The sequence below is a fragment of the Dietzia sp. HMSC21D01 genome (assembly GCF_001815995.1).
Taxonomy (GTDB): Bacteria; Actinomycetota; Actinomycetes; order Mycobacteriales; family Mycobacteriaceae; genus Dietzia; species Dietzia cinnamea.
In genome coordinates this window covers 1-11,151 of the sequence record NZ_KV824089.1, presented here as the reverse complement: position 1 = coordinate 11,151, position 11,151 = coordinate 1, and the positions used below count along the sequence as shown (strand labels likewise).

The following is an 11,151-nucleotide window of genomic DNA, read 5'->3' as shown; positions in this document are numbered from 1 at the left end:
GCCGAGCGGCTGGCCGGTGTCCTCGAGGCGGTGGCCGACGGGCGGGAGCCGGAGCTCGCCGGGCGCGGGCTGGGCGCGCCTTTCGCGGAGTCGACGGTCGGAGCGGCGCGATGACCACCGCGGCGTCGATCGCCGTGGTGACGGTCTGCACGCCGGGCCGCGCCGAACACCTGAGGTCCCAACGCCGCGCGATGGCCGCGCACCTGCCCGGTGCCCGGCACGTGGTGGTGTTGCCCGACAGGCCCGGCGGTCGGAAGCTGGCCGCCGAGCTCTCCGCCGAGGACGTCGAGGTCGTGGAGCTGCCCGCCGGCCCCGACCTGCCGATCGCCCGCAGCCGCAACCTCGGTGGCGACCGGGCGGCCGAACTGGGAGCCGACCTGATCGTCTTCCTCGACGTGGACTGCATGCCCGGCCCGGAGCTGGGCCCGAGGTACTCCGAGATCCCCGACGGCGTCGTGGGACTCGGGCCGGTGACCTACCTCCCCGAGTCCGCCGGCGCGCCCGATCCGGCCGACCTGCCCGCGTTCACCGACCCGCACCCGGCCCGACCGTTCCCCTCCCGCGGCACGCGGCGACTGGAGCCCGACGAGTTCGGGATGTTCTGGTCGCTGTCGTTCGCCGTGCGGCCGGACCTCTGGCTCCGGTTGCGCGCGGACTTCGGTGGGTTCGACGAGGCTTTCACCGGGTACGGCGCCGAGGACACCGACTTCGGTCGCAGGTTGCTCCACCGGCGCGTGCCGGTGATCCTGGTGGCCGGCGCGCACGCGTACCACCGGTGGCACCCGGTGGCTGATCCGCCGGTCGACCACCTGGCCGACCTCCTGCGCAACGGCGCGCACTACGCCGCGCGGTGGGGGAGCTGGCCCGCGCCGGGCTGGTTCGAGGAATTCGAGCAGATGGGCCTGGTGCGCAGGGACGGCGACGGCTGGGAGGCCGTGCCCGGCGCGATCGGTGGCTGAGCGGCGCGGGCGCGGGCCGTGCGAGGCGCGGGCGGCGCGGGGCGCGGGTAGCGCGACGAGAAGGACGTTCCGCACACGTCTCCCGAGTGGGAGTGTGCGAAACGTCCTTCTCGTGGGGGCGGCGGTGGCCCTCGCGGCGCGTGGCGGCCGGCGTACGCCGCGGGCGGGTCAGCCGAGGAAGGCCTGATCCGACAGGGTCGCGCCCTTGATGTTGGTGAACTCGCGCAGCAGGTCCTGCACCGTGAGCTTGGACTTGGTCGCGTCGTCGGCCTCGTACACGATCCGGCCCTCATGCATCATGATGAGCCGGTTGCCCAGCCGGATGGCCTGCTCCATGTTGTGCGTGACCATGAGCGTGGTGAGACCGCCCTCGCGGACGATGCGCTCGGTGATCGACGTGACGAGTGCCGCCCGCTGCGGGTCGAGCGCCGCTGTGTGCTCGTCGAGGAGCATGATGCGCGGCTGGGTGAACCCGGCCATGAGCAGCGACAGCGCCTGGCGCTGACCGCCCGACAGCAGCCCCACCTTGGCGGTGAGTCGGTCCTCGAGGCCAAGTTCGAGCATCGCGAGCTGCTCGCCGAACCGGGCGCGCCGGTTCTTGTTCAACCCGCGTCCGAGCCCGCGACGCCGACCGCGCAACAGCGCCAGCGAGAGGTTCTCCTCGATGGTGAGATTCGGTGCGGTGCCGGCGAGCGGGTCCTGGAACACGCGGCCGATGTACTTCGCCCGCTTGTGGTCGGGCAGGCGGTTGACCCGGACGCCGTCGATGTCGATCGCGCCGGTATCCACCGGCAGCTTGCCCGACACGGCGTTGAGCAGGGTCGACTTCCCCGCGCCGTTCGAGCCGATCACGGTGACGAAGTCGCCCTCGCCGAGCGTCAGGGTGAGGTCGTTGAGCGCCCGGCGCTCGTTCGCGGTGCCCGGGAAGAAGGTCTTGGACACTCCGGTGACGGACAGCATCGTCAGACCTCCTTGGTGCCGGGGGCGGCGGACCCGGTGGCGGACGCGTCGGCGGACGTGCCGGGGCCCGGATCGACCGCGGCACCGACCCCGGCCACGGCCCGCTCGTTGGCCGCGACCGGGGTGGTCGGCTTGCGCCCGAACCGGCCACCCACGGACTTCCAGCGAGGCAGCAGCAGCGCGATGACCACGAGCAGGGCGGTGATGGCCTTCATGTCATTGGGGTTCAGGCCCACCTCGAGCGCCGCGAAGATGATGAGGCGGTACAGGATCGCACCCACGACCACGGCGAACACGGCCAGCCACAGGCGACGCTGGCCGAGGATCGCCTGACCCAGGATGACCGACGCCAGGCCGACGAGGATGAGGCCGATGCCCATCGAGATATCGGCGAAGCCCGAGTACTGCGCGATGAGCGCGCCGCACATGCCCACGAACCCGTTGGACAGGGCCAGCGTGAGGGTCTTGGTGAAGTCGGTGGAGACTCCGAACGACGAAATCATCGGCCCGTTGTCACCGGTCGCCCGGATGGACAGGCCGAGGTCGGTGGTGAGGAACCACAACACGACCAGGCCGAGCAGGATGACGGCCACCGCGAGGACGGCGACGCCGCCCCAGGTGCCGAGGATGCCGGCCTCACGCAGCGGCGTGAACGCCGTGTCCTGCCGCAGCAGCGGGACGTTGGCCCCATCCATGATCCGCAGGTTGACCGACCACAGGGCGATCATGGTGAGGATTCCGGCGAGCAGTCCGTCGATCCGACCCTTGGTGTGCAGCAGGCCGGTGACCGTGCCGGCCAGGAACCCGGTGCCGAAGCCCGCGAGGGTCGCGAGCACCGGGTTCCAGCCGGCGAGGAGCCCCATCGCCGCGGTGGCGGCGCCGGTGGTGAAACTGCCGTCGACGGTGAGGTCGGGGAAGTTGAGGACGCGGAAGGTCAGGAAGACCCCCAACGCCATGACCCCGTAGATGAGGCCTACCTCGACGGCCCCGATCACTTGCGATCAGCCTCGGCGAGGATGTCCTCGGGGATGGTCACGCCCTGACGCTCGGCCGCGGCCTCGTTGACCACGTAGGTGAACTCGGTCGCGGTCTCGACCGGCATCGTGGCCGGGTCCTCGCCGTCGCGCAGGATGCGCAGCGCCATCTCACCGGTCTGGCGGCCCAGCTCGGTGTAGTCGATGCCCAGGGTGGCGACGGCGCCGCCCTCGACGGTGCCCTCCTCCGCGGCGATCACCGGGATCTGCTTGTCCTCGGCGACCTGGACGAGCGAGGCGATGCCGGCCACGACCATGTTGTCGGTCGGCACGTAGATCGCGTCGACGTCACCGAGCGCCTCGACGGCCTGCTGGATCTCGTTGACGGTGGTGACGGTCTGGGTGACGATCTCCAGCCCCAGCGGACCGGCGGCCTCCTCGGCCTGGTCCACCTGGACCTGCGAGTTGACCTCGCCGGAGGCGTAGACGATCCCGACACGCTCGGCGTCCGGGACGAGCTGCTTGAGCAGCTCGAGCTGCTCTTCGATGGGAGCGGCGTCCGAGGTGCCGGTGACGTTGGAGCCCGGCTCCTCCATCGAGTCGACCAGTTCGGCCGAGACCGGGTCGGTGACCGCGGTGAACAGCAGCGGGATGTTGATGATGTTCTGGGCCATCGCCTGCGCGGCCGGAGTGGCCACCGCGAGGGTGAGGTCGAGGTCGTCGGCGGCGAACTGCTGGGCGATGGTCAGCGCGGTGGCCTGCTCGCCGTTGGCGTTCTGCTCGTCGAACTCGACCTCGACGCCGGCCTCGGAGAATGCCTCCTTGAACCCGGCTGTGGCCGAGTCCAGAGCCGGGTGCTGGACGAGCTGGTTGATGCCGATGCGGTAGGGCTCGCCACCATCGCCGGAGGCGTCGTCACCGCCGCCCGAGCAACCTGCGAGGACGAGAGCCGAGGTGGCGACCAGTCCGGTGAACAGCTTCGCGCGTGTGAATGCCATGTGCCATGCCTTGTCTGTGCCGTCTGGGCCTCCCGGGTGGGTACGCGAGGGGCCTGATGCGTGAACGGTGCTGGCACATGAGGGTACCGGGTCGCCCCGACACGATGAGCCCGGACTCACCTGACGGGCTGCGGGCCCTCCTCCGACTCGGCCAGTTCGCGCTTCCAGGTGCGGAAGCCCTCCTCGGTCCGGCCGCGCCGCCAGTAGCCGGAGATCGACGCCCGGGCGGCGGGCACGCCGCGCTCGCGTCGCAGGTACGGCCGCAGGTGCTTCATGACCGTCTCGGCCTCTCCGTGGACGAAGACCTGCACGTCGCCGCCCGGCCACGGCAGGTCACGCACCGCGCCGACCAGCGGCGCGTCGCCGTCGATCAGCCCCGGGCCGGCGTCCGTCGAGGGGGTCCCGCGGTGGATCCAGGTGACCTCCACACCCGCCGGCGCGACGAGGTCGACCTCGTCGTCGTCGCCCCCGACCTCGAGGAACACCGCGCCCACGGCGTCCTCCGGCAGCGACTCCAACGCCGCGGCGACGGCCGGCACCGCCGTCTCGTCCCCGGCCAACAGGTGGAAGTCGGCCTCCGGGTCCGGACGGTAGCCGCCGCCCGGACCGCGCAGCGCGACCTGCGTGCCCGGGGTGACCGCGCGCGCCCACGGGCCGGCCACTCCGGCGTCACCGTGCACGACGAAGTCGATCCAGATCTCCCGGGCGACCGGGTCGCATCGCCGCACGGTGTACGTCCGCACGACCGTCCCGTCGGCGTGCGGCAGTTCGATCTTGACGTAGCTGTCCGTATCGGCGCGGGCGGCGAACGATTCGAAGCCCTCGCCACCCAGGACCACCCGGACGAGGTGGGCGGTCACCGTCTCGGTGCGCAACACCGTCAGGACGGTCGGGGCGGGGGGCTGGCGATCGCGGGCCACTCATACTCCTTCGGCAGGGGGTTAGGTAACCCTATGCTCCCAGAGAATCGCCCCCCCGCGGGGCCGGGGGACAACCGCGCGCGTGTCGTCCGCCACACAACCTTGCACGGACTGTGCAATCGTGCAGCGTGCGTGCAAAACTGCGGGGGTTCGCGAGTCGCACCCACGCCCCGAGGAGCCAAGCGCATGGCGTCATTTCTCTACCGGATCGGCCGATCGGCCTACCTGCACAGGTGGAGGTACATCGTCGCGTGGTTGCTCATCATCGCGGGCATGGGCACGGCCGCCGCCACCCTGTCGCAGCAGACCACCTCGAGCTTCGAGATCCCCGGCCTCGAGTCGATCGAGACGCAGGAGGAGATCCAGGAGCGGTTCCCCGGTTCGCCCAGCCAGCTCGACGCGCCGACGGGCACCGTGGTCGTCCGGGCGCCCGAGGGCAGCACCCTGACCGACCCGGCCGTGGCCGAGGACGTCGAGGCCTTCCTCGCTGAGGTGCGCGAGCTGGACTTCCTCACCGGCACCGAGGCGATCGTCAGCCCGGTGATGGCCGCCGAGGGCATGCGTCAGCAGATGACCGAGGCCAAGGCCGCGCAGGGCATCCCGCAGGAGAAGATCGACGCCGACCTCGCCGCGCTCAGCCCGCTGAGCGAGGACGGGACGACCGGCACGCTCCAGGTGCAGTTCGACGCCGAGACCACGATGAACGTCGAGGCCGAGGACCGCGAGGCCTTCGCCGACCTCGTCGCGGAGCATCAGGACCGCCTGACGATCGCCTACTCGGGTAACGCGTTCCAGACCTCCGAGATCAGCGCGACCGGCGAGATCATCGGTATCGCCGTGGCCGCCGTCATCCTCACCATCACCTTCGGCTCGCTCATCGCGGCGGGCCTGCCCCTGCTCGTCGGCGTGGTGGGTGTGGGCATCGGCATCGCCGGCATCTTCGCCGCCACCTCCTTCACGGACACGATCAGCAACTTCACGCCGACCCTGGCGTCGATGATCGGCCTCGCCGTGGGCATCGACTACGCCCTGTTCATCGTCTCGCGCTTCCGCACCGAGCTCGTCAAACACATCGGCGGCAACGATCTCGAGCCCAGGGAGTTGGCGCAGCAACTCAAGACCATCCCGTTCCGCGAGCGCGCCCACCTCGCCGGGCTCGCGGTGGGCAAGGCCGGTTCCGCCGTGGTGTTCGCCGGCCTGACCGTGCTCATCGCGCTCGCCGCGCTGTCGATCATCGACATCCCGTTCCTCACGGCGATGGCGCTGTCCGCCGCCGCCACCGTCGCGGTCGCCGTCTTCGTCGCGATCACCCTGCTGCCGGCCGTCCTCGGCGCCGTCGGCACCAAGGTCTTCGGCGCCCGCGTCCCGGTGGTCAAGGCGCCGGACCCGGAGGACGAGAAGCCGACGATGGGCCTGACCTGGGTCCGCCGCGTCCGCAAGCACCCGATCCTGCACGCCGTGGTCGCCGTGGTGCTCCTGGGCCTGCTCGCGATCCCGGCCGCGCAGCTGCGGCTCGCCATGCCGTCCGACGGCACGATGTCGCCCGGCACGCCCAACCGCACCGCCTACGACCTCACGGCCGAGGCGTTCGGCCCGGGTCGCAACGCCCCGATGATCGCCCTCGTCGACACCCTCGAGGTCCCGGCGGAGGAGCGTCCGGCCGCGTGGGCCACCGCGGTCGAGGACATCCAGGCGGTGGACGGCGTCCGTAACGCGCAGATCGTCGAGTCCAACGAGGCCGGCGACGCCGCGCAGGTGCTCATCACGCCCGAGTACGGGGCGACCGACGAGCAGGCCGCGACGGTGCTGGACAACATCCGCGCGGGCATCGGCGAGTTCGAGGAGCAGACCGGCGGCACCTACTCCGTCACCGGCGTCACCCCGATCTACGAGGACATCTCCGAGCGTCTGTCCGAGGTGCTCCTGCCGTACATCGGCATCGTCCTGGCGCTCGCGTTCATCCTGCTCATGCTGGTGTTCCGCTCCATCTGGGTGCCGCTCATCGCGGCGCTGGGCTTCGGCCTGTCGGTGGCCGCCACCTTCGGCCTCACCGTCGCGCTGTGGCAGGAGGGCTGGGGCGGCATCATCGCCGACCCGCAGCCGATCATCAGCTTCCTGCCGATCATCCTCATCGGCATCGTGTTCGGCCTCGCGATGGACTACCAGGTCTTCCTCGTCACCCGCATGCGCGAGGGCTGGGTCCACGGCAAGACCGCGCAGAACGCCGTGGCCAACGGGTTCAAGCACGGTGCGCGCGTGGTCACCGCGGCCGCGCTCATCATGACCAGCGTGTTCGCCGCGTTCATGACGATCGACGAGCAGTTCATCAAGGTGATGGGCTTCGCGCTGGCCGTGGCCGTGCTGTTCGACGCCTTCGTCGTCCGCATGACGATCATCCCGGCGGTGATGTTCCTGCTCGGCGAGCGCGCGTGGAAGATCCCGCGCTGGCTCGACCGGATCCTGCCGTCCGTGGACGTGGAGGGTTCGGCGTTGGAGGACGTCGGCGCGGAGGGTCCCCGTAGCGGCGGGAACCGGGCCGGATCCGGTGACGACGACGAGGTGGTCGATCCCGACGCGTTGGCAGAGGGCCGGCATTCCGCCGAGACCGTTGCCGCCCAGTCCCCGGGCGCCGGCAAGCACGAGCTCGGCGGCGACCGGGCCGACGGTGGTGGTGCCGGGCGAGCCGATGCCTAGCCTGCGCGAGCGGAAGAAGGCCGACACCCGCACCCGTCTCTCGGCGGCCGCCGTGGAACTCCTGGTCGCCGAGGGAGTGGAGGGCGCGACCGTGTCGGCGATCGCCGGGCGGGCGGGGGTCTCCACCCGGACGTTCCACAACTACTTCGCCCACCGCGAGGACGCGTTCGTGCACTTCCTGCGCGAGCAGATCGCCGAGTTCGTGCGGCAGGTGGACCAGGCGGACGCGGACCTCACCCCCGTGGACATCTTCCGCACGATGTTCCGGGAGCTCTACGGGCGCTCGTCGGACGATATCGAGGCCGCCGACAACCTGCTCGTCGCCGGGGAACAGATCGGTCTGATGCTCTCCAGCGACGCCCGGTCGTGCATCGCCGAGCAGATCCTCGACCCGCTGTACGAGGCGATCAGCCGCCGGGAGCCGCAGCTCAGCGACTTCCGGGTCCGCGTGCTGGTGGACCTGAGCCTGGCCGTCGGTGCGTCGGTGCTGCGCCACCGCCCGCGCAGCGGTCAGGCGCCCGACGACGCCGAGCAGATCGGCACCGACCAGCTGCACGGCAACGGCGAGCAGAACGCGCTGAAGAGCCGCGCGGCCTACCTGGACGAGGCGTTCGGCCGCGCCCGTACCCAGCAGCACGACCTCCATCACGGCGACCCGTCCCGCAGGGGCAGCACCGCCGGGCCGTCGGGACGCTCCAGGACCTCGACGCGCGCGCCGTACACCTGCGCCACCCGCTCGGCGGTGAGCACCTCCTCCGGCCGACCGTCAGCCACGACGCGCCCGCCGTCGAGCAGCACCAACCGCTCGCCGTAGTGCGCGGCCGAAGTGAGGTCGTGCATGGCCGCGACCACCGTCAGCCCGCTTTCGCGGCGCATCGAGTCGACCAGGTCCAACACCTGCTGCTGGTGACCGATGTCCAGGGCGCTGGTGGGCTCGTCGAGCAGCAGCACCCGCGGCTCCTGCGCCAGCGAGCGACCGAGCACCACCCGCTGGAGCTCGCCGCCGGACAGGGTGGTCGCGGTGCGGGCGGCGAGATCGTGCAGGTCCAGGCGGTCGATGACGCTCTCGACGATCTCGTGGTCGCGGGCCGACTCCGTCCCGAAGCGCGCGATGTGCGGCGTGCGGCCGAGGCGGATGAGCTCGCGCGCGGTGACGCCCTCCGGCACCACTGGGCGTTGCGGCATCATCGCCACCGTCCGCGCGACGCGGCGGCGACCCGCGCGGCGCGGCGCGAACCCGTCGACCTCGATTCGCCCCGACGCGGGGATGAGGCCCGCGAGCGCGAACAGCAGGGTGGTCTTGCCAGAGCCGTTGGGGCCGACCAGCGACACCCAGGACCCGGCGGGTACCGAGAGGTCGATGCCGTGCAGGACCGGCGTGCGGTCGCGGGCCACGTGGAGGTCCCGGCAGGACAGGGCGGGGCGGGTCGGGGTCATATGTGCCCCCGGCTGCGGCGCAGGACCACCAGGAAGAACGGGGCGCCGATCGCGGCGGTGACCACCCCGATCGGCAGCTCGGCCGGGCTCATGGCGGTGCGCGCGACGACGTCGGCGAGGATGAGGAACGTCGCCCCGGCCAGCAGGGACGTGGGCAGCAGCAGCCGGTGGCCGGGGCCGATGAGCATGCGCACGGCGTGCGGGATGACGATGCCCACGAACCCGATCAGGCCCGACACGGACACCACCGCCGCCGTGCCGAGGGTGGCCACACTGATGAGGATGAGGCGCACGCGCGCCGGGGAGATGCCCAGCGTGGCGGCCTCGACGTCGCCGACCGCCATGACGTCGAGCATGCGCCGGAAGAGGGCGATCACCGCCACCGAGACGAGCACGTACGGCAGGACCGTCCGCACGTCGGTCCAGCCGCTTGTGGTGAGGCGTCCGAGCATCCACGAGTACACCTGCCGCAGCGTGTCGTCGTGACGCTGCATGAAGAAGGTCTGGATGGCGCTCGCGAACGCGGCCACCGCGACGCCGGCGAGGATGATGACGACCTCGCTGCGTCCGCCGCCGACACTGCGGCCCAGCGTGTAGGTGGCCAGCACTGCGATCATGCCGCCGGCGAACGCGGCGGGCGGCACCATCGCCGAGCCCATCGCGCCGCCCGCGACGATCGCCAGGGTGGCGCCCAGCCCCGCCCCGCTGGACACCCCCAGCAGGTACGGGTCGGCGAGCGGGTTGCGGAATACGCCCTGGTAGGTGGCCCCGGCGATCGCGAGCATCGCGCCGACGATCGCGCCCAGCACCACGCGTGGGATGCGGATCTCCCACAGGATCACCTGCTGGCGCTCGGTGAGGCCGGAGTCCACCGCGATGAGCGGCAGGCGGTCGAGCAGGTCGAGCAGCACCCCGCCGGCGGTGAGTCCGGCCGGGCCGATGAGGGTGCCCAGCAGCATCGCCGCGCCGAAGAGCAGCGTCGCCCCGCCCAGCACGAGGGCGTGGCGGGGCGACGGGCGGGTCACGGGGTGGGCTGGGTCGCGGGCTGGTCGGCGGGGATCTGCGCGACGATCGCGGCGACCTCACGCATGAAGTCCACGATGCGCGGGCCCCAGCGGCTGGCCAGGTCCTCGTCCACCACGTGGACGCGGTCCTCGCGCACGGCGGTGAGCCCGTCCCAGCCGGGACGCTGCGCCACGGTCTCCGGGGTCACGCCGCAGCACTGACCGTCGGCCAGGAAGATGAGGTCCGGGTCGGCCTCGAGGATGAGTTCCTCGGACAGCTGCGGGTAGGTGTCGTCGCCGGTGGCGATGGAGGTCAGGCCGAGCATGGAGTAGACCTCGCCGACGTAGGTGGCGTCGGTGACGGTGTAGTAGGTGTCGTCCAGTTCGTGGAAGTACGTCAGCGGCGTCTCGCGCTCGGGCACCGAGGCGACGATCCCGTCGATCTCGGTCTGCATCTCCGACACCAGCTCGGCGGCCTCGCCGATGTTGCCGGTGGCCGCGCCGACCTGCTCGAGCTGGGTGTACGTCTCGTCGAGGGTCTGGGCGGCCGGCAGCTGGAGCACCTCGACGCCCGAGCGCTCGAGCCCGGCCACGATGTCGGCGTTGTCGTCGGTGAGCACGACCAGGTCGGGGCCGTAGCCCAGGATCGCCTCGAGGTTGGGCGTGTAGCCGGACAGGTCGGTGACCGGCGCTTCCTCGGGGAAGTCGGACCGCTCGTCCACCGCCACTACCTGGTCGCCGGCGCCGACGGCGTAGAGCATCTCGGTGGTCGTGGGGCTCAGGGAGACGATGGCCTGCGGCTCGTCGGCCGCCGCGCCGGTCTGATCGGCGGGGGCGGGGTCCTCGCCGTCGGAGCCGCTGCACGCGGTGGCGACGAGCGCCAGGGCGGCCAGCGGCGCGATCAGCAGGGAACGGGCTCGTGGGTGGGGCATGGCATCCTCCGCGGCTCGGAGGACGAAAACAGCTCGGGCCGCGGCGGTGGGGCCGCTGCACGCGACCGTCCTTCGTCCGAGGTCAGTACGTACGGCTACCGCGGCACCGGCCGACCTGGCTCGCCCGTCCGGGGACGGGATCACAGTTGCGGGACAGCGCCGGATTCACACCGACTTCCGCCGAGTTGCCGCGGGGCGCCCGGCGCAGGTGGCCGGACCTCTCGAGGGTAGCCGAGCAGGCGCGGCGGGCAGAAGCCGCCGCCGCGCCGACCA

Annotated in this window: 9 protein-coding genes, 1 pseudogene and 1 riboswitch; of the genes and pseudogenes, 3 read left to right on the top strand and 7 right to left on the bottom strand. The window is 71.7% G+C overall.

Annotated features, from left to right (window positions below):
- The first annotated feature begins 110 nt into the window (after nucleotides 1–110).
- Nucleotides 111–959, top strand: coding sequence for a glycosyltransferase family 2 protein (locus HMPREF3086_RS15320; RefSeq protein ID WP_070722773.1), 849 nt, complete (start codon nucleotides 111–113; stop codon nucleotides 957–959).
- Nucleotides 960–1,127: 168 nt separating this feature from the next.
- Here the strand turns inward: HMPREF3086_RS15320 and HMPREF3086_RS15315 are convergent, their stop codons facing one another.
- The 4 genes from HMPREF3086_RS15315 to HMPREF3086_RS15300 form a co-directional block, all read right to left on the bottom strand.
- Nucleotides 1,128–1,919: an ABC transporter ATP-binding protein gene (locus tag HMPREF3086_RS15315; protein ID WP_070722771.1), complete on the bottom strand. Its 792-nt coding sequence runs from the start codon at nucleotides 1,917–1,919 to the stop codon at nucleotides 1,128–1,130.
- 2 nt (nucleotides 1,920–1,921) lie between these two features.
- Nucleotides 1,922–2,914 (bottom strand): ABC transporter permease, encoded by a 993-nt coding sequence (locus HMPREF3086_RS15310; RefSeq protein WP_070722769.1) that lies wholly within the window; start codon nucleotides 2,912–2,914, stop codon nucleotides 1,922–1,924.
- Nucleotides 2,911–3,891, bottom strand: coding sequence for an ABC transporter substrate-binding protein (locus HMPREF3086_RS15305; RefSeq protein ID WP_070722767.1), 981 nt, complete (start codon nucleotides 3,889–3,891; stop codon nucleotides 2,911–2,913). The genes HMPREF3086_RS15310 and HMPREF3086_RS15305 overlap by 4 nt, the downstream gene beginning before the upstream one ends.
- A 116-nt stretch (nucleotides 3,892–4,007) precedes the next feature.
- Nucleotides 4,008–4,811 (bottom strand): siderophore-interacting protein, encoded by an 804-nt coding sequence (locus HMPREF3086_RS15300; protein WP_070722766.1) that lies wholly within the window; start codon nucleotides 4,809–4,811, stop codon nucleotides 4,008–4,010.
- 186 nt (nucleotides 4,812–4,997) lie between these two features.
- On the opposite strand from HMPREF3086_RS15300, the gene HMPREF3086_RS15295 reads away from it, so the two are divergent.
- Together HMPREF3086_RS15295 and HMPREF3086_RS19685 are read left to right on the top strand one after the other, a co-directional pair.
- Nucleotides 4,998–7,505 (top strand): MMPL family transporter, encoded by a 2,508-nt coding sequence (locus HMPREF3086_RS15295; protein WP_070722764.1) that lies wholly within the window; start codon nucleotides 4,998–5,000, stop codon nucleotides 7,503–7,505.
- Nucleotides 7,498–7,656: pseudogene (locus tag HMPREF3086_RS19685) on the top strand (TetR/AcrR family transcriptional regulator); the annotation flags it as partial. The gene HMPREF3086_RS15295 and the pseudogene HMPREF3086_RS19685, both read left to right, overlap by 8 nt.
- A gap of 494 nt (nucleotides 7,657–8,150) precedes the next feature.
- On the opposite strand, the gene HMPREF3086_RS15285 reads toward HMPREF3086_RS19685, so the two are convergent.
- Genes HMPREF3086_RS15285 through HMPREF3086_RS15275 form a run of 3 tightly spaced genes read right to left on the bottom strand, consistent with a single transcriptional unit; the run spans nucleotide 8,151 to nucleotide 10,878 of the window.
- On the bottom strand, nucleotides 8,151–8,942 hold the full coding sequence (locus HMPREF3086_RS15285) for an ABC transporter ATP-binding protein (protein ID WP_070722763.1): 792 nt from the start codon (nucleotides 8,940–8,942) through the stop codon (nucleotides 8,151–8,153).
- Nucleotides 8,939–9,967: a FecCD family ABC transporter permease gene (locus tag HMPREF3086_RS15280; protein WP_070722760.1), complete on the bottom strand. Its 1,029-nt coding sequence runs from the start codon at nucleotides 9,965–9,967 to the stop codon at nucleotides 8,939–8,941. Before HMPREF3086_RS15280 ends, HMPREF3086_RS15285 begins: the two co-directional genes overlap by 4 nt.
- The gene (locus tag HMPREF3086_RS15275; protein WP_070722759.1) at nucleotides 9,964–10,878 is read right to left on the bottom strand and encodes an ABC transporter substrate-binding protein; all 915 of its coding nucleotides are present in this window, start codon (nucleotides 10,876–10,878) and stop codon (nucleotides 9,964–9,966) included. The genes HMPREF3086_RS15280 and HMPREF3086_RS15275 overlap by 4 nt, the downstream gene beginning before the upstream one ends.
- A gap of 114 nt (nucleotides 10,879–10,992) precedes the next feature.
- Nucleotides 10,993–11,053, bottom strand: a riboswitch (cobalamin riboswitch).
- Nucleotides 11,054–11,151 lie beyond the last annotated feature (98 nt).

What these genes read in the sequence shown, in the direction of transcription:
- HMPREF3086_RS15295 (WP_070722764.1), top strand. Translation starts at nt 4,998, where the DNA reads ATGGCGTCATTTCTCTACCGGATCGGCCGATCGGCCTACCTGCACAGG.
- HMPREF3086_RS15315 (WP_070722771.1), bottom strand. Translation starts at nt 1,919, where the DNA reads ATGCTGTCCGTCACCGGAGTGTCCAAGACCTTCTTCCCGGGCACCGCG.
- HMPREF3086_RS15275 (WP_070722759.1), bottom strand. Translation starts at nt 10,878, where the DNA reads ATGCCCCACCCACGAGCCCGTTCCCTGCTGATCGCGCCGCTGGCCGCC.
- HMPREF3086_RS15305 (WP_070722767.1), bottom strand. Translation starts at nt 3,891, where the DNA reads ATGGCATTCACACGCGCGAAGCTGTTCACCGGACTGGTCGCCACCTCG.
- HMPREF3086_RS15320 (WP_070722773.1), top strand. Translation starts at nt 111, where the DNA reads ATGACCACCGCGGCGTCGATCGCCGTGGTGACGGTCTGCACGCCGGGC.
- HMPREF3086_RS15285 (WP_070722763.1), bottom strand. Translation starts at nt 8,942, where the DNA reads ATGACCCCGACCCGCCCCGCCCTGTCCTGCCGGGACCTCCACGTGGCC.